Consider the following 25,881-nt stretch of genomic DNA (forward strand, 5'->3'; position numbering starts at 1 on the left):
CTACTCCTTTCTGCACTGCAAGCTATGAACGCGCTCTCGATGGTGTCTTCAAGGGGCCGAGTCAGGGGTTGTCCAACGACCAGATCAGCTCTTCATAGCGTGTGTTGTTACGCTCACAGAATTCTTGCAAGTACTCAATGGAGCGTTGTGGGCCGGATTTGGCACCCTCCCGTTGCTCGATTTCCAGCATGTCACGGTAGAGCGGGGTTACTGCCCGAATGGCGTCATCAGTTGGCTTGCGCCGTACCGAATAAAAGCCCACAACCTTGCCGTCTGCATTGATATCGGGGGTGACGTTGGCCAATACCCAATAGTACCCGCCATCCTTGCAAAGGTTTTTTACGTAAGCAAAGAACTCCTCGCCGGCGTTCAATGTATCCCACATCAGCTTAAACGCGCCGCGCGGCATATCAGGATGACGAATCAGGTTGTGTTGCACCCCCAGCAGTTCCTTTTCGTTATAGCCGGAGATCTGCATGAAAATACGATTCACATAGGTGATAATACCGCGCGTGTCGGTTTTGCTGACGATAAATTCGTCATCGCGCAGGCGTACTTCATTGTTGTTTGGGGTGACTCGGTTCTTCATGTTCTCTCCGGTCAGAGGGTGTCTGGATCGAAACGGCGCGTATTATACGGGAATTTGTATCGGTTCGGTATCGATTTGCCGAATCGGCTGGTTAAGAACTGTTCAGGTAGGTGGTCATGCGGTTTCTGGAGTTGATGACGACAGAGGGATGTCACCTCTGTGAAAATGCGATCGTTGTGCTCCAGGCGGGGCTCAGCTCCGAGGTGTTTGAGGTTGATCTGGTGGATATCGCATTTGATGATGCGCTGATGGATGCCTATGCCACCCGGATACCGGTGTTACGCGAACCGGCATCCGGGCGGGAGCTGGGATGGCCTTTCGGGCCGGAGGAGCTCGAAGCGTTCCTCGATGGGCGTTGACAGAACGTTAGAGCGTTTCCTTGTCTCCTGCTTTGTAGAACGCCAGTAGCGCGCGTTCCTGGTTGGACAGTAAGCGGGCGCTACGGCCGGCGCGCTCATCATAGATTACGCCAAATGCCAGTACGTTCTGAACGTAGTTGCGGGTTTCGTCAAAGGGGATCGTTTCGATCCAGATATCCAGTGGCAGGTCCTGACGTGCTTCCAGCCAGCGTTTTACGCGGTGAGGGCCGGCATTGTAGGCGGCTGTCGCATAGACCCGGTTGCCATCGAAACGTTGATACATCTCACCCAGATAGGCGCTGCCGATCGCGATATTCGTCGCCGGATCGTACAGGGCGCTGAGGTTGTTCAACGGCAGTCCGTGACGCCTTGCTGTGCCACGTGCTGTTGCCGGCATCAGCTGCATAAGGCCCAACGCGCCGGCATGGGAGCGTGCGTTGACCCAGAAAGCGCTCTCCTGACGGGCGATAGCGGTGGCCCAGGTTGTGGTGATGCCATTTTTTTGGGCGTGCTCTTCAAAGAGCGACCGGTAGGGGTCCGGAAAGCGAATATCCAGGTCGTTCCAGCGCTCACTCTGTATCGCGCCGCGTATACCCTGAGTGTGCCAGCCCCAGCTATTGACCAAGTGCGATGCGAGCTGTTGCTGGTCCAGAGGAAGCCCGCGTGTGGCGAGATTCCACTCGGAGCGCGCATCGTAGAGTTCATCGAGCTCATACAGTTCTTTCATACGGCGAAATGCCGGTTCCGCGGCCAGACGCTCCAGTGCACCGGCATCGAAAACCGCCGGTTCATGGGCCAGGGTGAACGGGTGCTGACCGAGCTCGGCGGCCAGAAAACCGTAAAACGTGCGGTCCTGGCTGATCTGCTGAAGACGCTCTGATACGTCCTGCCCCTGGCGCTGAAGCGACACGCTGAGCCAGTACTGCCAGCGCTCATGGCCGGCCCGTTCGGGGGGGAGTTTGCCGATCAGTGCTTCCACGGCGGGCCAGTCGAGACGCGTTAACGCCAGGCGTGCCCGCCATTCGGTCAGCTCGCCGAGCCGGTAGTCCGGGTCGAGTCGGGCCAGCTGTGCCTCAGAGGCTTCAGAGAAACGCTTCGCTTTGTACAGCCCCAAACGGGTTGTCAGGTGGGCCTGTTCTTCAAACGGAAGCTGTAAACGCTCCCGGTCCCGAATCCAGAGTTCGATGGCGCGGTCCAGGTCGGCGCGACGTAAGCGGTTAACGGCCAGGATCAGCAGGTCACGGTGGGCCGGCTCGCTTAGCGTCAGTAGTTGCGGATTGGTTGCCAGTGCGCCAGGTTCCCGGTACAGCTTAAAAGCCAGTGCAATTCGCTTTTGGGTGCTTTCGTGCTGGGCTTTACGTTCGGCGTAACGCGCCAGAGATGGGCGGCCGTTGCTCAGGGCCGCTATGACGCGCTTGAAAGCGTGCTCATCTTTTAACTCGCCCGCTTTCATCCAGGCATTGAACAGGGGGTCACAGGCATCCGGCTGAGAGTAACCAACGCTCCAGAGTCTGGCAGCCTCGTTAAAGGCGGTTTTGCGATTGCCTTGTGCCAGTTGGCTAAGGGCGGCGTAACATTCGTGTTCGGTGCTCGGGCGGTCGAGCGTCGCATATAGCTGATCAAACTGCGTCCATTGGCCTCGCTTGCCCAGCACTTCAGTAAATGCCCAGCGCAGACGGCCTTCCAGCGGAATGTCGGGATAGGTGTTGGAGAACTGCTGCACGTCGGACAGACTCAAAGTGTCCAGCTTGCTGCGCAGTTCGGCGTATTCAATGTAGGGACGCAGCGGGTAATCCCCCAGTTTTTCCAGGCCTTCATCGACTGCACTTTGATCGCCGTTTTCGGCGGCGGTCAGCGTTGCCTTGAACAGGGTTTGCTGTTCATTCAGGGCCGCATTGACGGAGGTGGCGGGGGTAAGCATCAGGAGGGTGATGAAAGCGCGGTGCAGGTGCTGTCTCATCGCTCTATATCCTTTGGTTGGGACACCGACGCATCGGCCGGAAAAGTCTGTGACTAAGTTCAGTCTACTCTGCTTGAGGCCGGTTTTTTAGTGCTTCTTTTCATCTTATTGGGGTGGTTGAGGTAGACTAGCGCGTTTTCGCAAATATCGATTACTCAGATGGTGGCGGATGTCTCTAATCAAGTTTGATCAGCTCAGTTTAAGCTTCGGCAGTCGTGCGTTGCTGGATGAGGTCAATCTGCAGATTGAACCGGGCGAGCGGGTGGCACTGGTGGGGTTGAATGGAACCGGGAAGTCGACCCTGCTTAAAGTGGTCGCGGGTCATCAGCAGGCTGATTCCGGGCTTTATTGGAAAGATCCGGCGATTCGGATCGCGGAACTGCCCCAGATGCTGCCGGCGGCGGATGACCGTCTGGTCCGTGATGTGGTCATGTCCGGGCTGAGTGACGTGGTCGCGCTTCGTGAGCGATACGATGAGCTGGTTCATCAACACGCATCCATGCAGGAGCTGGAAAGGCTTCAGCATGAACTGGAAGCGCGTGATGGCTGGCATCTGGAACAGAGCGTGGAAGCGGTATTGGATCGCCTGAGCCTGCCTGGAGAGCGCCGGATGGCCGAGCTTTCCGGTGGCTGGCGCAGGCGTGCCGCACTGGGCGCTGCGCTGGTTCAGAAGCCTGACCTGTTGCTGCTTGATGAGCCCACCAACCACCTCGATATCGAAACCATCGAATGGCTGGAGGAGCAGATTCTGGCGTTCCGCGGTGGCGTGCTCTTTATTTCCCATGACCGGGCTCTGGTAGATCGGCTGGCGACGCGTATCGTCGAGCTGGATCGAGGGCGCCTGGTCTCTTTTCCGGGAAATTACAGTCGCTACCTGGAGCAGAAAGAGGCGCTTCTTCAGGAGGAGGAGCGAGCCAACGCCGAGTTCGACAAAAAGCTGGCCCAGGAGGAGCGCTGGATTCGACAGGGAATCAAGGCGCGCCGCACCCGTAACGAAGGTCGGGTCAGGGCACTTAAAAAGATGCGTGTGGAGCGTAGCGAGCGACGTGAACGCCAAGGCTCTGCCCAGTTCAACCTGGATGACGCGGCGCGCTCGGGCAAGCTGGTGGTGGAACTTGAGCATGTGTCCCAGTCGTATCAGGACAAGGTAGTTATCCGAGACCTGACGCTGACCATTCAGCGTGGCGATCGCGTCGGGCTGATCGGTCCCAATGGTGTGGGGAAAAGTACGCTGTTGAAAATCATGCTCGGCGAGTTAAAGCCGGAGCAGGGGCGGGTGCGTATGGGCACCAAACTTGAGGTTGCCTACTTCGATCAGCTACGCGGCCAGCTCGATCCCGAGAAAACCATTATCGATAATGTGTCCGGCGGTCGTGAAAGTATCACGATCAATGGCCGTGACCGGCACATCATCAGTTACCTTCAGGACTTTCTGTTCAGTCCCGAGCGTGCCCGAACGCCGGTCAAGGCGTTGTCCGGTGGCGAGTGTAACCGCGTGTTGCTGGCGCGGCTTTTTAGCCAGCCTGCCAATATGCTGGTGCTCGATGAGCCCACCAACGACCTGGATATCGAAACCCTCGAGCTACTTGAGGAGATTCTCCTCAACTATGAGGGTACCCTGCTGCTGGTGAGCCATGACCGCCGGTTCCTTGACAACGTGGTGACGTCTACATTGGCGTTCGAAGGTGATGGGCGGGTTGCCGAGTACGTGGGAGGTTATCAGGACTGGCTGCGTCAACGGCCTACCGCTAAACGCGAGCAGGAGGCGGCGATCGCTCAGGAGGGCGCCGGTGCGAGCGATCAGAAAGCGGTGGCGGGGAAAGAGAGCCGCTCCGGCGGTAATAAAAAGCTGAGCTACAAGCTCCAGCGCGAACTCGATGCGCTACCGGCTCAGCTGGAATCCGCCGAGGCTGAACTGGAGACGCTGCAGCAAGAGACGTCAGCACCAGATTTCTATTCTCAGGATCACGCCCACGTGGAACAGCGGCTTGAGGCGCTGCATGCTCAGGAAGCTGTCGTTGAGGGCCTGATGGAGCGTTGGGTTGAGTTGGAGGAGATGCAGGCCGGCGGTTAAGCCGGCCCCGGCAGAGCTGCGAGAGGTGGTTACTCCTCTTCCTCTTTTTTCTCCTTGTGCACGCGAACAGCCAGGACATCGCATGGAGCGCCATGCAGTACGCCGTTAGCCGTTGAGCCGAGCAGAAGGGCGAGGCCGTGGCGGCCATGGCTACCGACGATAATCAGGTCGGTTTCTTCGTTACTGGCGATGCGATGTATCTCAGTCTCGGTATTGCCGGTGACAACAAACTTCTTGTCGACCGGGTAGTCCAGCTGCTGGGCGTAGGTCGACAGTTTGGCACGGGCGTGTTCGTCCAGTTGCTCCTGGATTGTGGACAGGTCCATCGGAACATCGCCGCCATAGGCAAAGCTTAGCGGTTCCACGACATGGATCAGGCTCAGCTGTGCCTGATTCTGACGTGCGATCTCAACGGCGCGGTCGGACAGTTGAACGGACTCGTCTGAAAGGTCTACAGCGAGAAGAATGCGGGTGTAACGGGCCATGATAAAGGCTCCTTTTGACTGGTGCGCCAACGGGTAATGTCGGTCGCGAACAGATTTTCCACTTACAGGATAACACCATGAAATGGTTAATTATTAGTGTAGTCATGATGTCATTGATTGGCTCCGTGATGTGGGTCATGCCGACACCACGTCAGCGCTTCCAGGCTCAGCTCCGTCTGCGGGCCCGCCAGCTTGGATTTCAGGTCCAGTTGGTGAAGCTGGAACTGCCGCGAGCTACCGGTGAGATGGAGGGGGAATCCATCAGCGTTCCGGTTTATCGTCTGCCGCGCCATAATCTGAGTCGGGAGCAGAAAGAGCACTGGGTGCCCTGGACTATTTGCCGGGTTGCCACACTGGCAACGGCCGGTTTACCCGAGGGGTGGAGCTGGATTAGAGGAGAGGGGCGACTGAGTCCGGCAGCGCTCGAATCGATCGCGAAAGCGATCTCGGAGCTGCCTGACGATGTGGTTGCAATGGAGTCCACGCCGATTCACCTGAGTGTCTTCTGGAACGAGGGCGAAGGTCAGGCGTTGGAGCAGATAAAACGCGCATCGGAACCCTTGCTGGAGGCACGAGTATGACCGTTTCAGAGATGCCGGAGCTCACCATCGGGCGATATCGTCATTACAAAGGTGGAGAGTACGAAGTGCTGATGCTGGGGCGTCATTCCGAAACGGAAGAGTGGATGGTCATCTATCGCCCGCTGTACGGTGATCGTGGTGTGTGGGTCAGACCCTATGCCATGTTTGTCGAACAGGTTACGCTTGCCGATGGTCGCTCTGTGGCACGTTTTGAGGCGATTACTGGCCACCCAGATAATCATCAATAGAGTCGGCCAGGGCACCGGCGCCGTAATCGCGGCGCGGTTGTAGCTTGTCGATCTCGGCTTGCAGGCGATCCTGCAGCGGTTTTTTCTGCTGCTGCGGAACGGTCGCTCTCACCAGTACGGCTTTGGCATGTTTGTAGTGAGCCAGGGCGCCGTGTTTTTCGCCGGATTTGAGCAGGCGTTCGGCCTGGGTCATATGCGCTTCGGTAACCATGGAAACATTGAGCCAGTACAGCTCTTGTTGATAACTGCGTGCGAGCTGAGGTGTCAGGCGTCCTTTGTTTCCCATCTCCAGCAGGAGTTTTTCTGCGTAATTGAGATAGATCTGGGCACGGCGCACAGCACGGTCGCTTTCCAGGCCCTGGCTGCGCTTTTGAATACGATCGGTGCTCTCTTTGTTGCGGGCGATTTCGGCCATCAGGTCCGAATCCGGCGCTAATGCGCTAATCTCTTCGATGAGTGACATGGCGTGCTGATTGAGTTTGTCGACGATATCAGCGCGACAGCCGACTTCCTTGAGTATGGCCAAGGCGTTCAGGGTATGCTCCGATTGCTGTCGCAGCCATTTCAGGCGATCACTACGAAACTTGTTGTGCGCTTCCCGTGTGGTGACGACGTAGTTAACGGCCAGCGCCGCCAAACCGACACCGGCGATAAGCAGGACATAGATCAGATTGTCTGACAGCATCAACTTTGGCACTCTGAAAAAAGAGGATCAATCCTCCCAAGTATAAAGTTCCCCGGCCTTTTTTGCTAAGTTCAAGGTGGCAAACCTGTGCCGGAGATGCTCGCCGACAGTGGCTAAAGGTGGGTTGATTGCCAGCACCCTTGCTTGACCCGGGTACCGGCAACCCTTATATATGCTCGCAGATTCTGGGATGCCACCAGCAGTGAAGGAAACGCTTGATGGGTAAAACGCTCGTAATTGTGGAATCGCCGGCCAAGGCGAAAACGATCAACAAATATCTCGGCAGTCAGTACGTGGTGAAGTCGAGTGTTGGTCATATTCGCGATCTGCCGACCAGCGGTAGTGCCACTAAGAGCGATCCGAAGGAGAGGGCCAAACAGGCGGCGCGTACACGAAAAATGTCGCCGGAAGAAAAGGCCGAATACAAGAAAAACAAAGCTCGGGAGCAGTTGATTGCGCGCATGGGCGTTAATCCCGAGCAGGGCTGGGAGGCGCACTATGAGATCCTGCCCGGCAAGGAAAAGGTGGTGGATGAGCTGAGAAAGCTGGCCCGCTCCGCCGATGAAATCTATCTCGCAACGGATTTGGACCGTGAGGGGGAGGCGATCGCCTGGCACCTGCGTGAATCGATTGGTGGTGATGACAGTCGCTTTCGTCGCGTGGTGTTTAACGAAATTACCAAAAAGGCGATCAAGGATGCATTCGAAGAGCCGGGCACGCTCGACCTGAACCGGGTTAACGCCCAGCAGGCACGCCGGTTTCTTGATCGGATCGTCGGTTACATGCTTTCGCCCTTGCTCTGGGAGAAAGTGGCCCGTGGGCTCTCGGCCGGTCGCGTGCAATCCGTTGCGGTGCGTCTGATCGTAGAGCGTGAACGTGAAATCCGTGCATTTATTCCCGAGGAATACTGGGAGGTGCATGCCGACGCGCTGACTCCGGCTCAGGAAGCTCTGCGTCTCCAGGTGGTCAAGCAGGCCGGTGCAAACTTCCGTCCGAACGACGAAGCGCAGACCAAGGCGGCGCTGGCCCTGCTTGAGAAGGCAAGCTACACGGTGGTGAGCCGGGAAGATCGGCCTACGAGCAGCAAGCCATCAGCACCCTTTATCACCTCTACGCTGCAGCAGGCGGCGAGTACGCGCCTAGGGTTTGGTGTTAAGAAAACCATGACACTGGCGCAGCGGTTGTATGAGGCCGGTTATATTACCTACATGCGAACCGACTCAACCAATCTCAGTGCGGAAGCGGTGGAGTCCTGCCGCGACCATATCCTCTCGTCTTACGGCGAGGAATATCTGCCCAAGGACCCGGTTCGCTACTCCTCGAAAGAGGGCGCTCAGGAAGCGCACGAGGCGATTCGTCCCTCCGATGTGACAATGGAGAGCCAGAACCTGGTCGGGATGGACCCGGATGCGGTACGCCTTTACGATCTGATTCGACGCCAGTTTCTCGCCTGCCAGATGATGCCTGCGCGCTATCTGAGCACCCGTTTGCAGGTGGAGGCGGGGGATTTCGAGCTGACCACCAAAGGGCGTATTTTGAAGTTTGACGGCTACACGCGAGTGCTGCCGAGCAAATCCAAGAACGATGAAGACCAGGTTCTGCCTGATGTGAACAAGGGTGATAGCCTGAATCTCAAGGCTCTGGACCCCAAACAGCATTTCACCAAGCCGGCGCCACGTTATTCCGAAGCGAGCCTGGTAAAAGAGCTTGAAAAACGCGGAATCGGGCGGCCTTCGACCTACGCATCAATTATCTCCACGATTCAGGATCGCGGTTATGTTGAGGTACAGGGGCGGCGTTTTTATGCCCGTAAAATGGGCGATATCGTCACCGAACGTTTGAACGAAAACTTTTCCGACCTGATGGATTACAGCTTCACCGCACGGATGGAGGAGCAACTCGATGAAGTCGCCCAGGGCGATGTGGACTGGCACAAGCTGCTGGATCGCTTCTATGCCGACTTTGTAGACAAGTTGGAGCAGGCGCAGAGCCCCGAAGACGGTATGCGTCCCAATACGCCCACCGAAACCGATATCGACTGCCCCGAGTGTGGCCGCAAGATGATGATACGCACCGGCAGTACGGGCGTTTTTCTGGGTTGCTCCGGTTATAACCTGCCGCCTAAGGAGCGCTGTAAGGCGACCATTAACCTGATCCCGGGTGATGAAGTGGTCAGTGTCGATGGCGATGACGAGGAGGAGTCCCGAATTCTGCGCAGCAAACATCGTTGCCAGCTCTGCGAAGCGGCGATGGATTCTTACCTGGTGGATGCACAGCGTAAGTTGCACGTCTGTGGTAATAACCCGGATTGTCCGGGCTATGAAGTGGAGAAGGGTAGCTTCAAGATCAAAGGGTACGATGGCCCTGTGATCGAGTGCGACAAGTGCGGTTCCGAGATGCAGCTAAAAACCGGGCGTTTCGGCAAGTTCTTCGGCTGTACCAACAGCGAATGTAAGAATACCCGCAAACTGCTGAAAAATGGCGAAGTCGCACCGCCCAAGATCGACCCTGTACCCATGCCTGAATTGCAGTGTCAGAAAGTGGATGACACCTATGTGTTGCGTGATGGTGCCAGTGGCTTGTTCCTGGCTGCCAGTCAGTTTCCCAAGAATCGGGAAACCCGTGCACCTTTGGTCTCGGAGTTGATTCCGCATCGCGATGAGATTGATCCTAAATATCACTATCTCCTTGACGCACCTCAACAGGATGGAGAGGGTAATCCGGCGATCATACGCTACAGTCGCAAGACCAAAGAGCAGTACGTGATGTCCGAGGTGGAAGGAAAAGCCACCGGCTGGCGCGCCTATTTTGCCGACGGCAAATGGCGTGAGGAACACGCGCGGAAAAAGAAGTGAGCCCGGGAGGGGCAGTATGAGCGATATCTATCTGGCACGCACGAATCAGAAGCTTAGCTTCGTCCGGCTGCATCTCGATGCCCTGTCCCAGGCGCACAACTCCAACAGCTGGAATAAGCATGGGCTGATAGAATCCTACAACGAGTCGGTGCTGTTTCATTTGAAAGGTGCGTTAGAGGCGTTCATCCGCGAGGTCGGCGAGCGGTATGACCTGGCGTTGGAAGCGATCCATACGCCAGTTGAGCTTCAGTCCCAGCTGGAGGCAACCGGTCAGGAATCGCCAGAACTCAATGAACTGGTGTTGCTTGCCGGCCAACCAAACGGATGGCTGGCTAAGCTGGAGCGTGCTTATGCGGCTTGTTGGCAAGCCAGCGACAAGCAGGCCGGGCCTCAGCAGGGTCAGAGTGTATCCGAAATTCACGTGGTGCAGATCAATCCGGACCACGCTCAGGATGCCGATTTGCTGGCCGAGTATCGCGATTGGTTTGCCGAGCTTAACCGGCTGATTGAACGACTGCGTGCCGGGATGCAGGAGTGGTAGCTATTCAGGGAGCGTTGTCGCACCCGGATTGCACTTCGTCACATCCGGGCTGCGATCGATAATGTAGCCCGGTAACAGGCTAGCGTCCCCGCAATAAAATGCATTGCCCGGTGCTCTGGCTGGCGAGAGTGTATAAGCTTTCCAGTGCCCGGTCCTCGCCGGCGCGATGCCAGCAGATTACCGTTTCACAGGTGGTGCTTAGCATCGCGCGTGCCGTTAAATCCACCGCATCATGCTCTCGGTTCGGACGCAGAACCCAGACCTTCTCCAGATCGACCCCTGCGGCCTGCAGGGTTACGCGGTCCAGCTCGCCGGGCGGTGCCACCAGCGCAACCCAGTTCTGCCCACGGCTCAGGTGGGCGAGCATCGGTAACAACAGCGGAGTCAGAGGGGTCTCAGCACTGTGCTGAATGATCTCAGTAATCCCCCCTTGTGGCGTTCCGGTATTCTCCAGCGGACCTGCATTCATCGATTCTGCGGTGGAAAGCATGATGGTAGCCTCTACTTACAAATCTGCTCTTTGTCGGATGACTCCAACACCGAGACCCTCTATCTGAAGTTCCTGTTCGGAGAGGTCAATTTCAATCGGCGAAAACTCTTCGTTTTCGGCAATCAGATACACCATGCTTCCTTCACGGTGAAAGCGTTTGACCGTGACATCATCGCCAATCCGGGCTACGACGATCTGGCCTTCGCGGGCTTCCGGCGTCTGGTGAACGGCAAGCAGGTCGCCGTCCAGTATGCCTATATTCTTCATGCTCATGCCGCGCACTCTGAGCAGGTAGTCCGCTTTGGGGTGAAAGAACTCCGAGCCAATCGTGCAGTATTCATCAATATGCTGCTGGGCAAGGATAGGTTCACCGGCAGCCACCTGACCGACGATCGGCAGCCCTGAAGGCGCGCTTTCCGGCTCTTCCGGTAGCCTGATACCCCGGGATGTGCCGGGAATGATCTCAATGGCTCCCTTGCGGGCCAGAGCTTTCAGATGCTCTTCGGCTGCATTGGCTGAACGAAAGCCCAGTTCACGGGCTATATCGGCGCGGGTCGGCGGGTAGCCGGTGGCGTCGATATGGTTACGAATGCAGTCAAGTACTTCACTTTGTCGTTTTGTCAGTTTCATGGCGGCATGTCTATTTATACAGTATATGTAGTTTTATACAGTATTCTTGGCCCGTCAAGCAAGCGCTGTTTAACACCTCGCTCTCTTGCTATGATGCGCGCCAATATCGGGCGGAGAGCGAGTTTTGTTGGAGTCGACACTCAAAGAGGGGATACAGGGGGCCTACAGTCAGTTTTTGAAAAGCCGAGGGTTAAAAGCCCGTCCGGCACAGAAGCTGATGATCGCGCAGATTGCGCGTACGCTCGCGGGTATCGGTCTGGGAGAAAAGGGTGAAAGGCTCGGTGAGTCCCATGTGACCGCCGTTGAGGCAGGTACGGGGACCGGCAAAACGATTGCTTATCTGCTCGCGACCCTGCCTATTGCTCAGGCGCGCAAGAAAAAACTGGTTCTGTCCACCGCGACGGTGTCGCTGCAGGAGCAATTAGTCAATAAAGACCTGCCTGAAGTCGTTAAACACGCCCAGCTGCCGGTGCGCTATCAACTGGCGAAAGGCCGGGGGCGCTACCTCTGTGTCAATAAGATTGAACAGCGTATGGAGCGCCAGGGCGAGCTTGGCCAGATGGCGCTGTACGAGGATGAGGTTGCAGAAGTAATCGATCCGCGAACGCTGGATCTCTACCGGACCCTGATCGATAAGTTCGCCTCCGGACGCTGGGATGGCGACCGAGACAATCTGGCGGAACCGCTGGATGATGAGGTCTGGCGGCCTTTGACCAGTGATCATATGCAATGCAGTAATCGACGCTGCCTGAATTTTTCCAGCTGTCCGTTTTATCGGGCCCGGGAGCAGCTGGAGTCGGTTGATCTTGTTGTTGCCAACCATGATCTGGTGCTGGCGGATCTTGCGCTGGGCGGGGGAGCGATCCTGCCGGAGCCCGGCGATACGATCTACGTATTTGATGAAGGACATCATCTCGCCGATAAGGCCAACGGTCATTTTGCGTTCGCCATGCGTTTGGGTAGCAGTCAGAAGATGGCGGCGGGCTTGACCAAGCGCCTGAACGGCTTGTTGGATGACGCGGCGGGCGCATTGGTTCTCAAGGATCCTGTCGAGCGGATGGCCGGTCCCATTCGCGACTTGGAGTTGATACTGGAGCAGCTGGGTCCGGCAGTCGAGGGGCTGATGAGCGGCGATTCGCCGCCTGAGCGTTTGCGTTTTCCCGGCGGTCGGGTGCCGGAGGTGTTGATCCCGCTGTGTCTCGACCTGACCCGGGCCTGCGAACGGTTGCAGATGCAGCTGGAACAGCTGGTTGCGGTGTTACGCGAAGCGATGGAAGGTGAACAGTCCGAGATCGAACGAGCCGTAGCCGAGCGCTGGTATCCACAGATAGGATCGCTGTGGGGGCGTGTGCAGCAGATGAGTTGGCTGGCGCGCAGCTATGCCACCCCAGATGAGGAGGGCCGCAGTCCGACTGCGCGCTGGATCAATCGCATCGAGCTTGACCTGTCGCGTGACCTGGAACTGCGCAGTACACCGGTATCGGCGGCGGATACGCTGCGTGAGCACCTCTGGGAGGTCTGCTTCGGTGCAGTGGTCACTTCCGCAACGCTGACCGCCCTGGGCCGATTCGATCAGCTGCTCGAACAGCTGGGGCTGCCTGCTGAAACCGCCTGTGTCCGCCTGGAAAGCCCTTTTGATCACTATAACCATGGGGTGCTGGCTGTTCCGGCCATGCGCACCGATCCCAGCGATCCTCAGTCTCATACTGAAGAGGTCGCCGACTATCTGGCGCAGAATCTGCCCGCTATGGAGGCGGTGCTGGTACTCTTTACGAGTTGGCGTCAGATGCTGGCAACTCTTGAACGCCAGACTGAATCCATTAAGAATAGTGTGCTGGCCCAGGGGGCTTACAGTCGCCAGGAGATATTGAAGCGTCACCGGGCACGGATTGATGCCGGGGAGCGCAGTATTATTTTCGGTCTGGCCTCCTTTGCCGAAGGGGTGGACTTGCCCGGTGGCTACCTGACCGACGTGGTGATCACCAAGTTGCCATTCAGTGTACCTGACGATCCGGTGGACGCCACGATGGCGGAGTGGATTGAGCAGCGCGGCGGCAATGCATTTTCCGACTGGGCGGTACCGGCGGCATCAATGCGGCTGACACAGGCGGTGGGTAGACTGCTGCGTACAGAACAGGACTCGGGGCAGGTCACCTTGCTTGATCGACGGGTCGTAACCCGGCGCTACGGGCGGCAATTGCTGGATGCGCTGCCGCCGTTTCGGCGTCAGATCGCTAGCTGAACGTTTAGATAATTCAAAAGGTTAATCAGTTGAGTACAGAAGAGAACGCCAAGGCTACAGACACACAGCAGTCCGATCAGAATCGTAAACCACGCCGTCGCCGCCGTTCACGCCGGCCGCGCAACGATGCGCCCAAGCGTTGGACGCCGGCTCAGTTTCAGGTGCCGGTGGTGGAGGGTAAGAAGCGTTTCCACGATTTTAATCTGCCGGACGTGCTGATGCATGCCATCGCTGACCAAGGGTTTGAGTACTGTACTCCGATTCAGGCGGAAACCATCGAGCCTGCGCTGGCCGGTAAGGATATTATCGGCAAGGCGCAGACCGGGACTGGAAAAACCGCAGCCTTCCTGGTCGGTATTATTACCGACCTGCTCGACTTCCCGCTCGAGGGTGAGCGTAAACTGGCGGAGCCGCGTGCTTTGATCATCGCGCCAACCCGTGAATTGGCAATGCAGATCGCCTCCGATGCGGAAAACCTGTCTCGCTTTGCACGGTTGAACGTGGTTACGCTGGTTGGCGGCATGGACTACGACCGTCAGCGCAAGGAGCTGGCACGGGGGCCGGTCGATATTCTGGTGGCAACGCCGGGGCGCTTGATCGACTTTGTACGCGGTAAAGAGGTCGACCTCTTCCATGTTGAGGTGTTGGTGCTTGATGAAGCGGATCGCATGCTGAGCATGGGCTTCATCCCTGATGTTCGTACGATTATCCGCCAGACGCCGCGCAAGGGGCCGGAACGCCAGACGCTGCTGTACAGTGCCACCTTTACCGAGGATATCCTGCGTCTGGCCGAGCAGTGGACCGTGGATCCGGTGCGCATCGAGATTGAGTCCGAACACAAGACCACTGATAACGTGGCGCAAAAGGTCTTCCTCGTTTCCAGTAACGAAAAATACAACCTGCTGCGAAACTACCTGCGCGTTAACAATATTGATCGGGCGATCGTGTTCTGTAACCGCCGTCATGAGACACGTTCGCTGGCCGAGCGCCTGCGCAAGGATGGTATGCGTGCCGCACTGATGTCGGGCGAGATTCCGCAGAACAAGCGTGTAAAAACGCTGGAGGATTTCCGCAGCGGTAAGATACAGGTGCTGGTGGCGACAGATGTGGCCGGGCGAGGCATCCATATCGATGGCGTGACCCATGTTATCAACTACCAGCTGCCGGATGATCCGGACGATTATGTCCACCGCATCGGCCGTACCGGGCGCGCCGGAGCAACCGGCACCTCGATCTGTTTTGCCTGTGAAAATGACTCCTTCATGATACCGCAGGTCGAGGAGGAGACGGGCGTCAAACTGGAGTGTATTCATCCCGATGCGGAGCTGCTGGTTGAGCCAGACGCTGCCAACGATTCTTCAGCCAAGGATAGCCCGGATGCGGCGGAATACGGCGATAGTGCTTCAGAAGTACAGGGTTCAGATGTCGATAATGCCGACTCCACAGAATCGGTCACCGATGCGCCTGCCGAGAACGTGGCAGCACAGAGTGGCGAAGAGTCTCCGGTCAGTGAAGCCCCGGCCAAACAGGTAAACGTTGAATCCGCAGATCAAACCGATACCGAGAGCACGACGGGCGAAAGCGCTGAGGCGTCCGCGCCTGAGGCCGGTGCCGAGCCGGTAGCAGAGCCGGTTGACTCTCAGGCGACAGCAGAAACGTCTGACGAAGCAGCCGTCGAGCAGCAGGACGAGGAACCGACTGATAAGGCTGCTCCGGATGATCAGCAGGCGGTTGAATCAGATTCCGATCATGCACCGAAGGAGCGGATCGCACAGTCGCAGGACGCGCCTGCCGGCCGTCCGGAGTGACGGGGGGATAGAGTTGGATAAACATCGCACGCGTCGCATCAGTAATCTGCTGGCGATTATTATCAGTGCCTTCTTTGCGGCTGTGGGTGTGGCCGGCTTCCAGCGCACGGGCGATATGCGCCAGCTTCTCTTGTTCATCGCGCTGGCGGCAGTGGCGTTTGGTATTGTCAAACTGGCCTTTTTCGGTATCAACCGGCTGCTCGACAAGATCGAGTAGCCGGGTTGCACCTAATTGGAGGGAATCATGACCCATTCGACGCCGGTGGCGGTACTTGGCGGAGGTAGCTTCGGAACTGTGATCGCCAATATGGTGGCGGAAAAAGGGCTGGAGGTCCGGCTTTGGATGCGTAATGCCGAGGCCGCTCGGACGATTAACGCTGATCGTGAGAATAAGCGCTATGTGCCGGGTTATCATCTGGCGCCTACATTGACCGCTACCGCCGATCTGGCGGAGGCGTTGGCGGATGTCTCGATTGTCTTTGTGTCGGTGCCCAGTAGTGCGGTGAGATCCGTGGTCGAGCAGGCTCGGCCTTACCTGCACGAAAAGCAGATGGTGGTCAGCACCACGAAGGGGATTGAAGCCGGCACGTTCAGCTTGATGAGCGAGATTATTCGCGGTCTGCTGCCGGAGCTGCGCGTTGGTGTACTCAGTGGCCCCAACCTGGCCAAGGAGGTGGCGCGTCGCGAGTTGACCGGTACCGTTATTGCCAGTCCGGATGAGGCGCTGCGGGAGCGGATTCAGGGCCTGTTGCACAGCGCCTATTTTCGCGTATACGCCAGCAGCGATACCTTCGGTGTTGAGCTTGGCGGCACGCTGAAGAACATCTATGCCATTGCAGCCGGGCTTAGCGCTGCATTTGGCATGGGTGAAAATACCAAAAGCATGTTGTTAACCCGCAGTCTGGCCGAGATGAGCCGTTTTGCCGTTAGCATGGGCGCCAATCCGCTGACCTTCCTGGGTTTGGCCGGGGTCGGAGATTTGATTGTGACCTGTACGTCACCCTTGAGCCGAAATTACCGCGTTGGTTATGCGTTGGGTGAAGGGCGTACTCTGGCGCAGGCAGTTGAAGCGCTGGGCGAGGTCGCCGAAGGGGTCAATACCTTGAAACTGGTGCGTGAAAAAGCCGAGGAGATGGGAGTTTACATGCCCCTGGTTGCCGGTCTCTATGAGGTGGTTTTCAACAATGCGCCGGTCGAGGAGGTAGCGCGTCGTATGATGCTCAATGAGCAGGCGAGCGACGTGGAATTTGTGTTACCTCGGGATTGAACGCATGCAGGTGTTGGTGATGCGTCATGCGCCTGCTCAGCCGGGTGCTGATGATGATCCGCAGCGCATGTTGCTGGAGCGCTCCCGGACGCGTTTACAGCAGGTTTCAATAGAATTTGAGGCCAGGCTGTCCTCGGTTACCTATGTCGTTAGCAGCCCCTGGCGTCGGGCCCGTGACACGGCTGAGCTGCTGCGGCCGTTTACTCAGGCGGCCGCTGTTGAAACCACCGACTTGCTGCTGCCCGGCGGTGGTATTGATCCCCTTATGGCCCTGCTTGAATCTTATTTCGATCACTCTGTGCTTCTGGTTGGGCATCAGCCGTTAATCGGGCGCTTTATTTCTCAGCTCCTGGATGGACCATCCGCCGTCGCTTTGTCGCCTTCGCCCGGTGAAGCGGCGGACCTGGAGCTGGAGTGGCCCGCCGCCGGTCTCGCCCGGCTGCGACGTTGGTATCAAATTTAGCCATTTTCCGTCATTCTGAGTGAGTCGCGATTCGTTACTTGCTCACGCGCGCTGTGTGCGAAGCCGGGCGGGATGTCGTGAACTTTAAGGAATAACAATGGATGGAATGAATGCCAGGGAGCGCTCATTTATGGTGGGCGGTCGCCGTCTGGCGGCGCTGCAGTTCGGAGCGTGCAATGATGATCGTGGCCTGGTGGTGGCGCTTCACGGCTGGCTTGATAATGCGGCCAGCTTTCATCGCTTGGGTCCGGTTTTATCTGAAAAAAGGCCGTTACTGGCGCTCGATTTTGCCGGGCATGGGTTGTCGGACTGGCGCCCCGATGGAGAATGGTACGCGATCTGGGACTACGTGCGTGATGTGGTGCGTGTACTGGATCAGCTTGGAGCCGCGCCGATTCATCTGTTGGGTCACTCGCTTGGTGCCGCTGTCGCCTCGTTGGTAGCGGCAGTGATGCCGGAGCGTGTTCACTCGCTGGTCATGCTCGATGGCCTGGGCCCACTCACGTTTGAGGCCGAAGAATCCGTGGCGCGGTTTCGCAGCGCCCTGGCATGGGAGCGCGAGCCCAGGCCGGAGGCCGTGGCCTATGAGGAGCGCGAACGAATGGCGCAGGCGCGTGCCCGTGGACGTTTCCCCATACCGCTTGAATCCGCCCGGGTGTTGGTAGAACGGGCGGCGATGAAAGTGGAAGATGGATGGCTTTGGCGTCACGATCCACGCTTGCTGGCACCCTCGGTGGTACGCATGACCGAATCCCACGTCAGCTCTTTTTTTCAGGCTGTTGAGGCACCAACGTTGGTTTGTCTGGCTGAGCAGGGTATCGCCACTGAGTCCGGTCGTGAGCGGGTAAAACAGCTCCCCAATGCAACTGTGGTGAGTATTCCAGGCGGTCACCATCCGCACCTTGAGGTCGAAAATCTACCGGCTGTCGTACACTGTATAGAGAGGTTTTACTCAGGACTGGCAATTTGACCAGAGGGATAGAAGCGATGGAAACCTATACGCGTATTCGGCTCGGGGTACTGCTGTGCTGTTTGTTGCCGTTGTCGGTGCAGGCGGCGTTGCCGGAGTGGCTGGAGTCGTTTCCCCGCAGTCGGCAGATCCAGGAAGAGGTGCAGGCGGCACCCGATTATCGGGTGATGCTGGGACGGGTGCTGAAAATTAATGGCCTGATTCGCTCCGATCGGGAGTTGCGCCTTTCGGGTGAGTTGCAGCGTACTACCTGGCAACTGCCTGTCGGGCAGGGGCCGGAAGAGGGGTACCGTTTTATCAGAGATCAACTGCAGCGCGCCGGGGCCGATATCCTGTTTGAGTGCAGTGGTCGCCAGTGCGGTGCCAGTAATATCTGGGCCAACGATCTCTTCGAAACTGCCCGCCTTTATGGCGTGGACGAGAGTCAGTTTTACCTGGCTGCGCGGCGTGCTGACAGTTATTTGATGGTGTACACCATTCGTCGCGGCAATGGCCGTGTGTTCCTGAATGTGGACTGGGTCAGGGACTCCTCGTCTGGGGCCGGCGGGGATGACTGGCAGGCACGCCTGCTCCAGCAAGGGTATGCGGTTCTTCCGGAGTGGCCCGAGTCGCCTGACCGCACGGTACAGAGAATATTGGGGGTGCTTGAGCAGGACCCTGCCAGCCGGGTGTTACTGGTGATGCATCAGGCTGATCGTGATGTGGAGCTCAGCATACGTCAGACGCGTGAGCTGGCGAAGCGTCTGCGCGACTTGGTCATTGCGGAAGGTGTCGCGCCGTCTCGGGTTGAGGCCCATGGTGTGGGGGCTTTGGTGCCGAGCGTGTTGGGGGATCGTGATCAACTGGGCGTTCTGATTTTGAACCGGGAGGAGTAATGCCGACAGTCTCGCTGGTGTTGGGGGCGGGTGGTGCCCGGGGCTACGCCCATATCGGAGTGATTGAGGAGCTGGAGCAGCGCGGCTACGAGGTGATCTGCGTCGCGGGAAGCTCTATGGGGGCTCTGGTTGGTGGTTTATATGCGGCTGATGCGCTGCAACGCTATCGTGAATGGGTCGAGACGCTGGGTTGGGTAAACGTCGTTCGTTTGCTCGATTTGAGCTTTGGTAAAGGCACATTTCGTGGCGACAAGGTGTTTGCCAAGCTGCGAGAGATTGCCGGTGACCCGCTGATCGAATCGCTTCGCATCCCTTATACGGCGGTGGCCACTGATCTGCAGTCCAACAAGGAGGTGTGGTTTCAACGGGGCAGTCTGATGGATGCCATCAGGGCCTCGATCGCCGTTCCTGGCGTTGTAGAGCCGTTTATCACCGGGCAGCGCATGCTGGTGGATGGCGGTGTTCTCAATCCGTTACCGATTATTCCGACCGTGGCTGCCCATGCAGATTACATTATAGCGGTGGATGTGAACTGTCCGCGCTCGGCTGTTGAATTACACTTGGAGCGCGATGAGTATCGTTACAGCGCCTCTGCCGATATCGAGAAGTTGGGCCGGTTGGGGTTGTTGCTAACGTCGATGGAGGTGATGCAGACGGCGCTGACCAAGTACAAGATCGCGGGTTACAGTCCCGATTTAGTGGTTCGTGTGCCCAAAGGGGTGGGTGGGTTTCATGAGTTTCATCGTGCCACTGAGCTCATTGCAGCGGGTCGGGAACTGGCGCGCCGGCAGCTGGATGCCTTCGAGGGGCGGCTGCGGCTGCGCCAGGCAGAGTCAACCGACCAGTGACAGAAATTCATTGCGGGTGGCGGGATTGGAGCGGAAAGTGCCCAGCATCATCGATGTTTTCATCTCGGCATTCTGCTTCTCCACGCCGCGCATCATCATGCACATGTGTTGAGCTTCAATGATCACGCCCACACCCTGAGCGCCGGTCACCTGTTGGATAGCCTCAGCGATCTCTTTGGTCATGTTTTCCTGGATCTGCAGTCGGCGTGCAAACATATCGACAATGCGAGCGATCTTGGACAGGCCTACCACGCGTCCGGAAGGGATGTACGCAACGTGCGCTTTGCCGATAAAGGGTAGCAGGTGGTGCTCACACATGGAGTAGAGCTCGATATTCTTGACCAGTACCATCTCGCTGTTGTCGGATGGGAAGAGGGCACCATTAACCACCTCCTCCAGGGACTGGTGGTATCCACGGGTCAGAAACTGCATCGCTTTGGCGGCGCGTTTCGGGGTGTCTTTAAGGCCTTCCCGTGTCAGGTCTTCACCAAGAGATTCGATAATGGTGGCGTAGGCTTTTTCCATCTGCGGCTCCATCAGCACATGCTCAGTCTGGGTCTGTGGTTGGCGCAGATCGGAGTGCGCCGCCAAAAAGCGCGTAAGTTACGTGATTGCGTCAAGTACGTAAAGAGAGTCCGGGTCAGCGACTGGGTTTTTGTCGCAACAGAACATACAGTGCACCGGTTCCGCCATCCTGAGGCGCACAGGAACAGAAAGCGAGTACCTGGGGCAACTGTCGCAGCCAGTCGTTAACATGGGACTTGATCAGCGCCGGACTACCTGCATCGCTGCCGCTGGCTTTACCGTGCACCACAAGCACGCAGCGTAGTTTCCCATTGGCGGAGTCATTAATAAAGCGATACAGCTCCTCCCGTGCCTGATCCAGTGTGTAGCCGTGCAGATCCAGCCCCGCCTGCCAGGGGATATGGCCTCGGCGCAGCTTCTGCATCTGGCGTATCTGTACCCCGGGGCTGGCAAACAGCAGCTCTTGTTCGGATTCAATGATCTCCACCGCCGCCGTGGACAGTCCATCGACCACCCGCTCATGTTCCTTCTCGGCCGCTTCGCGACGATATTGCACGCTGTCGCGGGCCGGTCGTGGTGCTTTTTTGGTTAATCGGGCGCGATCCTGGCGCAGGCGCTTGACGCCGGCCATCGCCTCCAGGAACTGGCTGCGCTCCGATTTGCTGTCATCTGTCATGGCGTTTGTAACACGATTTCATTAACATGTGCGGCCTGAGAAATCCTTCCATTATCGGACGTGCAATGAATCTGGATCAAGCATCACTGCTCGATGAACTCGAAACTATTCGTGACTTCGTGCGCTTTGCCATGAGCGCTTTCCATGAGCAGCGTCTCTATTTCGGTCATGGAACTGACAACGCCTGGGATGAGGCGGTGCAGCTCGTGCTTAATGCGGTCCATCTGCCCTGGGATGCGCGCCCGGAGGTGCTTGATGCGCGACTGACGCGCAGTGAAAAGCGCCGGGTTCTTGAATATCTGCGTCAGCGGGTGGCAGATCGAAAACCACTGCCATATATCACCGGCGAAGCTTGGTTTATGGGGTTGGCTTTTTCCGTTGATGAGCGGGTGATCATCCCGCGCTCACCGATTGCGCAGCTAATAGAACAAGATTTTGAGCCCTGGCTGAGGCCGGGGCCCGTTCACCGGGTGCTGGATCTCTGTACAGGCAGCGGTTGCATCGGAATTGCCACCGCGCTGACCTTTGTCGAGGCCGAGGTGGATCTGGTTGATATTTCGCCGGATGCCGTGGAAGTGGCGCGCACCAACGTGGCTCGCTACGAGCTTACCGACCGCGTGCATGCAATCGAAAGTGATCTTTTTGCGGCTCTGGATCCCTCCCAGCCCTACGATCTGATTGTCAGTAACCCGCCGTATGTGGATGCATCGGATCTGGCGGGCATGCCGGATGAGTACCGGCACGAACCTGCGCTTGCCCTGGGTTCGGGGCAGGATGGGCTGGATGTGACCCGGCAGATTCTGCGCAAAGCGGGGCGCTACCTGGCTGATGACGGCCTGCTGGTGGTCGAGGTTGGCAACTCTGAGGTTCACTTGATGGAGCAGTACCCCGAGCTGCCCTTGGTATGGGTCGAGCTGGAGGCGGGTGGCAACGGCGTGTTTGTGATTACCGCCCAGGATTTGCGCGCCCACGCTGACAGTATCTGAAAGTCCCGCGTATGGGGCGCTTATGAGACAGGTTTGAGAATAGATTATGTCCGGAAACACTATCGGCAAACTTTTTACCCTGACCACCTTTGGCGAAAGTCATGGCCCGGCGTTGGGCTGCATTATTGACGGCTGCCCGCCGGGGATCGAAATCAGTGAGGCGGACCTGCAGCTCGAGCTGGACCGTCGTAAGCCCGGTACGTCACGTCATACAACCCAGCGGCGAGAACCCGATCAGGTTAGGATTTTGTCTGGCGTGTTCGAGGGTAAGACGACGGGGACCTCGATCGGAATGTTGATCGAGAATACCGATCAGCGCTCCAAGGACTACGGCGATATCAAGGATACATTCCGTCCCGCGCATGCCGACTACACCTACACCCAGAAATATGGCCTGCGCGATTATCGCGGGGGCGGCCGCTCTTCGGCGCGGGAGACTGCGATGCGAGTCGCTGCCGGTGCCGTGGCGAAAAAAGTGCTGGCTGGCTTTGGTGTCCAGGTGCGTGGTTATCTCTCCCAGTTGGGGCCGATCCGTATTGATGCGAGCCGCTTCGACTGGGCCGTGGTCGATCAGAATCCATTCTTCTCCCCGGATGCGGAAGCCGTAGCCGATATGGAAGCCTACATGGATACGTTGCGCAAAGAGGGCAATTCGGTTGGAGCGCGCATCGAGGTCGTTGCTGAAGGTGTGCCCGTTGGTTTGGGTGAGCCGATCTTTGACCGGCTGGACGCAGACCTGGCACATGCGCTGATGAGCATTAATGCCGTAAAAGGCGTTGAGATCGGTGATGGCTTTGCCGTGGTCGAGCAAAAGGGTACTGAGCATCGTGACGAGATGACGCCGGAAGGCTTTCTCTCCAATCATGCCGGTGGCATCCTCGGTGGAATCTCCACGGGGCAGACGATTACGGCCAGTATCGCGCTCAAGCCCACCTCAAGTCTTAGGCTGCCCGGGCGCAGCATCAACATTCAGGGCGAGGCGATTGAGGTGGTCACCAAGGGACGTCACGACCCCTGCGTCGGTATTCGGGCAACGCCTATCGCCGAGGCGATGATGGCGCTTGTGCTGTTGGATCATCTGATGCGTCATCGCGCCCAGAATGCCGAGGTAACACCGCCCGTACCGATGCTCTGATTACGCCAATGTGGTGCAGGAGGGCTTAATGTCCGAAAGCAAAAGCGACACGCTGAGTGCTGTATCGGCCCGTGGTGACTGGCCGGCCTATGGCGATCCCTCCCAGGCGCGCAAGGATTATTTTGTCCAGCGCGATGGCTATCGGTTTGCCGGAACGCATCTGATTATTGACCTCTACGGTGCCGCGGATCTCGATGACATCGACCGCATGGAGCTGGCGCTGCGCGAGGCGGTCGAGGCTGCCGGCGCCACACTATTGCACCTGCACCTCCATCATTTCACCCCCAACGGAGGGATCTCCGGTGTAGCGGTTCTGGCAGAGTCCCACATCAGTGTGCATACCTGGCCGGAGCGCGATTACGCAGCGTTCGATGTGTTTATGTGTGGCGCTGCCAATCCGGATATGACCGTACCGGTGCTGGAAGATCGCTTTCAGCCACGGGAGGTGCACGTTCAAGAGCTATTAAGAGGGAAGGTCGCGATTGATGAAGACACCCTGGTTCGTTGAAAAGCTGCACGCCGGTTACAGTCAGTCGTTGAGTATCGATGAGCTGCTGTTTGAGTCAAAAACGGCTCATCAGGAGCTGATGATTTTCCGTAATGCCACCTTCGGACGCGTGCTGACGCTGGATGGTATCGTCCAGACCACCGAGCGCGACGAATTTATCTACCACGAGATGCTGGCCCACGTGCCGATATTCGCCCATGGTTCAGTGCGCCGTGTGCTGATCATCGGTGGTGGTGATGGCGGTATGCTGCGTGAAGTGTTGCGTCATTCCGGAGTGGAACAGGTTGTTCAGGTTGAGATTGATCAGGCGGTGATCGATCTCTGTACCACCTATTTACCAAACCACTCTGCCGGTGCATTTGATGATCCGCGCGTTCAGATAGAGATTGCTGATGGTGTGGAGTTTGTTCAGGCGACTGGTGAGCGGTTCGACCTTGTGATCTCTGATTGCACTGACCCGGTTGGTCCCGGTGAGGTTTTATTTTCCTCGCCGTTTTATCAGGGTTGTAAGCGGTGTTTGAATCCCGGGGGCGTATTTGTCGCCCAGAACGGGGTTGGTTTTATGCAACCGGATGAACTGGTGGATACCCGGGGGCGTTTGGGGCCACTGTTTGCTGATCAAAGCTTTTACACGGCTGCTGTACCCAGTTACGCCGGTGGTTCCATGGCATTTGCCTGGGCCAGTGATGATGTCCGTTTGCGGACGGTACCTTTGGATCAGTTGACCCGTCGCTTTGCGCAAGCCGCGATTAAGACCCGCTATTACACGCCTGCTGTTCATCAAGCCAGCTTCGCGCTGCCGGCTTATCTGCTCGACTTGCTTGATGGTCTCTGAGGTCCCTCCGCGTCCGATTCCCCGGGTTCGGTTGTCAGGCTTCTACCTGTTCTATTTTGCGTTTCTGGGCGCGTTGGTGCCTTACTGGAGTCTGTATCTTCAGTCGTTCGGCTTTGGTCCGGAGGTGATCGGGCTGTTGATGGGGCTGCTTCATGCTACGAGAATTTTCGCGCCGTCCCTTTGGGGTTGGATAGCTGACCGTACCGGGCGGCGGATCTGGATTGTTCGCCTGGGCTCGTGCTGCGCCTGGCTGATCTTTGGGCTTATTTTCTGGGCCGAAACACCTCTCTACATTGCGCTGGTTACTGTCGGTTTCAGCTTTTTCTGGAACGCCATCCTGCCTCAATTTGAAGTGGTGACCCTGCGCTATCTGGGCGAGCAAAAGCATCGCTACAGTCGCATACGGGTCTGGGGCTCGGTGGGATTTATCGCCGCCGTCGGCGTTATCGGGTATCTGCTGGATTCTCTATCGATTCGGGCCTTACCGTTCATGCTGCTGGGGCTTCTGGTGCTGATCTGGATAAATACGCTGCTGGTTAATCAGCACGAGGGCTCGGTTGAACATGAGCCGGTCGGTAAGACAGCCTCCCTGAAAGAAGTGCTGATGCAGGGGCAGGTGGTCGCCTTTTTCCTGATCTGCTTTCTGGTTCAGTTTGGGCACGGTCCCTATTACAGCTTCTTCAGTCCGATGATGGAATCGCTTGGCTATAGCCGAAGTATGATTGGTCTGATGTGGTCGCTGGGTGTTCTGGCCGAGGTGGTGCTGTTTATCTGGATGCACCGTGTACTTGAGCGCTGGTCATTAAGAACGATTATGCTGGCGAGCTTATGGTTGAGCGTGCTGCGTTGGGTTGTGACTGCGTATCTTCCCGAGTACCCGGTGCCCATGCTGCTGGCACAGCTTCTCCATGCTGCAACATTTGGCAGCCTGCATATCGTTGGGATCACGCTGGTGCAGCACTATTTTCCGCCATCCACCCAGGGGCGGGGGCAGGCGTTGTTTTCCAGTCTTGGGTTCGGGGCCGGCGGTATGGCCGGTGCATTTGCGGCCGGTCTGATCTGGAATGTGGCAGGTAGCGAGGCTGCGTTTCTGGCGGCGGCGGTCGGGTGTCTGCTGGCAATAGTGTTGACATCAGTCTGGATTTACCCGGAAAAAGCGCAGCAAAATCAGTCATAACATTGTTTTGTGCTGGTGGTTATATACTATAGGTTGATAGTTGCTGTTAACGCTGCCGCAGCAACCGGG

Annotated in this window: 26 protein-coding genes and 1 pseudogene; 19 read left to right on the forward strand and 8 right to left on the reverse strand. The window is 57.5% G+C overall.

The window, feature by feature from the left end:
* Window positions 1-61: 61 nt before the first annotated feature.
* Window positions 62-589, reverse strand: a complete 528-nt coding sequence (locus tag G403_RS0108590) for a PAS domain-containing protein (RefSeq protein ID WP_027853627.1) — start codon at window positions 587-589, stop codon at window positions 62-64.
* A gap of 116 nt (window positions 590-705) precedes the next feature.
* Between G403_RS0108590 and G403_RS0108595 the strand changes: the two genes are divergently transcribed.
* Window positions 706-948, forward strand: a complete 243-nt coding sequence (locus tag G403_RS0108595; protein ID WP_027853628.1) for a glutaredoxin family protein — start codon at window positions 706-708, stop codon at window positions 946-948.
* A 7-nt stretch (window positions 949-955) separates the two neighbouring features.
* Here the strand turns inward: G403_RS0108595 and G403_RS22705 are convergent, their stop codons facing one another.
* The gene (locus G403_RS22705) at window positions 956-2,908 is read right to left on the reverse strand and encodes a transglycosylase SLT domain-containing protein (RefSeq protein WP_051298750.1); all 1,953 of its coding nucleotides are present in this window, start codon (window positions 2,906-2,908) and stop codon (window positions 956-958) included.
* Window positions 2,909-3,077: 169 nt separating this feature from the next.
* Here G403_RS22705 and G403_RS0108605 point away from each other — a divergent pair, with 169 nt between their 5' ends.
* Window positions 3,078-4,982, forward strand: a complete 1,905-nt coding sequence (locus G403_RS0108605; protein ID WP_027853629.1) for an ATP-binding cassette domain-containing protein — start codon at window positions 3,078-3,080, stop codon at window positions 4,980-4,982.
* Window positions 4,983-5,011: 29 nt separating this feature from the next.
* Here G403_RS0108605 and G403_RS0108610 read toward each other — a convergent pair whose 3' ends face one another.
* Entirely contained in the window at window positions 5,012-5,467 is a 456-nt protein-coding gene (locus tag G403_RS0108610; protein WP_027853630.1) for a universal stress protein, read from the reverse strand.
* A 77-nt stretch (window positions 5,468-5,544) separates the two neighbouring features.
* On the opposite strand from G403_RS0108610, the gene G403_RS0108615 reads away from it, so the two are divergent.
* Window positions 5,545-6,048: a hypothetical protein gene (locus G403_RS0108615; RefSeq protein ID WP_027853631.1), complete on the forward strand. Its 504-nt coding sequence runs from the start codon at window positions 5,545-5,547 to the stop codon at window positions 6,046-6,048.
* Window positions 6,045-6,296 carry a DUF1653 domain-containing protein gene (locus G403_RS0108620; RefSeq protein ID WP_027853632.1) on the forward strand — a complete coding sequence of 84 codons (252 nt, stop codon included), beginning with the start codon at window positions 6,045-6,047 and terminating at the stop codon, window positions 6,294-6,296. Before G403_RS0108615 ends, G403_RS0108620 begins: the two co-directional genes overlap by 4 nt.
* Here G403_RS0108620 and G403_RS0108625 read toward each other — a convergent pair.
* Window positions 6,268-6,981, reverse strand: a complete 714-nt coding sequence (locus tag G403_RS0108625) for a hypothetical protein (RefSeq protein ID WP_027853633.1) — start codon at window positions 6,979-6,981, stop codon at window positions 6,268-6,270. The genes G403_RS0108620 and G403_RS0108625 overlap by 29 nt on opposite strands.
* Before the next feature lie 218 nt (window positions 6,982-7,199).
* Between G403_RS0108625 and topA the strand changes: the two genes are divergently transcribed.
* On the forward strand, window positions 7,200-9,836 hold the full coding sequence (gene topA / locus G403_RS0108630) for a type I DNA topoisomerase (RefSeq protein WP_027853634.1): 2,637 nt from the start codon (window positions 7,200-7,202) through the stop codon (window positions 9,834-9,836).
* A 16-nt stretch (window positions 9,837-9,852) separates the two neighbouring features.
* Entirely contained in the window at window positions 9,853-10,377 is a 525-nt protein-coding gene (locus G403_RS0108635; protein WP_027853635.1) for a DUF6586 family protein, read from the forward strand.
* Between the two features lie 79 nt (window positions 10,378-10,456).
* Here G403_RS0108635 and G403_RS24450 read toward each other — a convergent pair whose 3' ends face one another.
* Together G403_RS24450 and lexA are read right to left on the reverse strand one after the other, a co-directional pair.
* Window positions 10,457-10,867 carry a SulA-like leucine-rich domain-containing protein gene (locus G403_RS24450; protein WP_051298752.1) on the reverse strand — a complete coding sequence of 137 codons (411 nt, stop codon included), beginning with the start codon at window positions 10,865-10,867 and terminating at the stop codon, window positions 10,457-10,459.
* Window positions 10,868-10,882: 15 nt separating this feature from the next.
* On the reverse strand, window positions 10,883-11,497 hold the full coding sequence (gene lexA, locus G403_RS0108645; RefSeq protein ID WP_027853636.1) for a transcriptional repressor LexA: 615 nt from the start codon (window positions 11,495-11,497) through the stop codon (window positions 10,883-10,885).
* A 124-nt stretch (window positions 11,498-11,621) separates the two neighbouring features.
* Here lexA and dinG point away from each other — a divergent pair, with 124 nt between their 5' ends.
* From dinG to G403_RS22725, 8 genes and pseudogenes are all read left to right on the forward strand, one after another.
* The gene (gene dinG, locus G403_RS0108650; protein ID WP_027853637.1) at window positions 11,622-13,739 is read left to right on the forward strand and encodes an ATP-dependent DNA helicase DinG; all 2,118 of its coding nucleotides are present in this window, start codon (window positions 11,622-11,624) and stop codon (window positions 13,737-13,739) included.
* A gap of 29 nt (window positions 13,740-13,768) precedes the next feature.
* A pseudogene (gene rhlB, locus G403_RS22715) lies at window positions 13,769-15,070 on the forward strand (ATP-dependent RNA helicase RhlB); the annotation flags it as partial.
* Between the two features lie 490 nt (window positions 15,071-15,560).
* A complete protein-coding gene (locus G403_RS0108660; protein WP_027853638.1) occupies window positions 15,561-15,764 on the forward strand; it encodes a hypothetical protein in 204 nt (67 codons plus the stop codon).
* A gap of 27 nt (window positions 15,765-15,791) precedes the next feature.
* Window positions 15,792-16,814 (forward strand): NAD(P)H-dependent glycerol-3-phosphate dehydrogenase, encoded by a 1,023-nt coding sequence (locus tag G403_RS0108665; protein ID WP_027853639.1) that lies wholly within the window; start codon window positions 15,792-15,794, stop codon window positions 16,812-16,814.
* Between the two features lie 4 nt (window positions 16,815-16,818).
* Complete coding sequence (locus G403_RS0108670; RefSeq protein ID WP_027853640.1) at window positions 16,819-17,277, forward strand: SixA phosphatase family protein; 459 nt, start codon at window positions 16,819-16,821, stop codon at window positions 17,275-17,277.
* Window positions 17,278-17,374: 97 nt separating this feature from the next.
* Complete coding sequence (locus tag G403_RS0108675) at window positions 17,375-18,247, forward strand: alpha/beta fold hydrolase (protein ID WP_051298756.1); 873 nt, start codon at window positions 17,375-17,377, stop codon at window positions 18,245-18,247.
* Window positions 18,248-18,264: 17 nt separating this feature from the next.
* Window positions 18,265-19,122, forward strand: a complete 858-nt coding sequence (locus tag G403_RS22720; protein ID WP_051298758.1) for a DUF4892 domain-containing protein — start codon at window positions 18,265-18,267, stop codon at window positions 19,120-19,122.
* The gene (locus G403_RS22725) at window positions 19,122-19,970 is read left to right on the forward strand and encodes a patatin-like phospholipase family protein (RefSeq protein ID WP_036233119.1); all 849 of its coding nucleotides are present in this window, start codon (window positions 19,122-19,124) and stop codon (window positions 19,968-19,970) included. The genes G403_RS22720 and G403_RS22725 overlap by 1 nt, the downstream gene beginning before the upstream one ends.
* Here G403_RS22725 and folE read toward each other — a convergent pair.
* Together folE and G403_RS0108695 are read right to left on the reverse strand one after the other, a co-directional pair.
* A complete protein-coding gene (gene folE / locus G403_RS0108690) occupies window positions 19,956-20,495 on the reverse strand; it encodes a GTP cyclohydrolase I FolE (protein WP_027853642.1) in 540 nt (179 codons plus the stop codon). The two genes, G403_RS22725 and folE, sit on opposite strands and share 15 nt — an antisense overlap.
* Window positions 20,496-20,610: 115 nt before the next feature.
* Complete coding sequence (locus G403_RS0108695) at window positions 20,611-21,171, reverse strand: Smr/MutS family protein (protein ID WP_027853643.1); 561 nt, start codon at window positions 21,169-21,171, stop codon at window positions 20,611-20,613.
* A 65-nt stretch (window positions 21,172-21,236) separates the two neighbouring features.
* Here G403_RS0108695 and prmB point away from each other — a divergent pair, with 65 nt between their 5' ends.
* The 5 genes from prmB to G403_RS0108720 are packed head-to-tail and all read left to right on the forward strand — an operon-like array spanning window position 21,237 to window position 25,812.
* On the forward strand, window positions 21,237-22,157 hold the full coding sequence (gene prmB, locus G403_RS0108700) for a 50S ribosomal protein L3 N(5)-glutamine methyltransferase (RefSeq protein WP_027853644.1): 921 nt from the start codon (window positions 21,237-21,239) through the stop codon (window positions 22,155-22,157).
* Between the two features lie 46 nt (window positions 22,158-22,203).
* The gene (gene aroC / locus G403_RS0108705; RefSeq protein WP_027853645.1) at window positions 22,204-23,292 is read left to right on the forward strand and encodes a chorismate synthase; all 1,089 of its coding nucleotides are present in this window, start codon (window positions 22,204-22,206) and stop codon (window positions 23,290-23,292) included.
* 28 nt (window positions 23,293-23,320) lie between these two features.
* The gene (speD, locus tag G403_RS0108710) at window positions 23,321-23,800 is read left to right on the forward strand and encodes an adenosylmethionine decarboxylase (RefSeq protein ID WP_051298760.1); all 480 of its coding nucleotides are present in this window, start codon (window positions 23,321-23,323) and stop codon (window positions 23,798-23,800) included.
* Window positions 23,778-24,635, forward strand: coding sequence for a polyamine aminopropyltransferase (gene speE, locus G403_RS0108715; RefSeq protein ID WP_027853647.1), 858 nt, complete (start codon window positions 23,778-23,780; stop codon window positions 24,633-24,635). The genes speD and speE overlap by 23 nt, the downstream gene beginning before the upstream one ends.
* Window positions 24,625-25,812 carry an MFS transporter gene (locus G403_RS0108720; protein WP_051298762.1) on the forward strand — a complete coding sequence of 396 codons (1,188 nt, stop codon included), beginning with the start codon at window positions 24,625-24,627 and terminating at the stop codon, window positions 25,810-25,812. Before speE ends, G403_RS0108720 begins: the two co-directional genes overlap by 11 nt.
* Window positions 25,813-25,881 lie beyond the last annotated feature (69 nt).

Origin of the sequence: Marinobacterium litorale DSM 23545, assembly GCF_000428985.1 — a bacterium.
GTDB classification, from domain to species: domain Bacteria; phylum Pseudomonadota; class Gammaproteobacteria; order Pseudomonadales; family Balneatricaceae; genus Marinobacterium_D; species Marinobacterium_D litorale.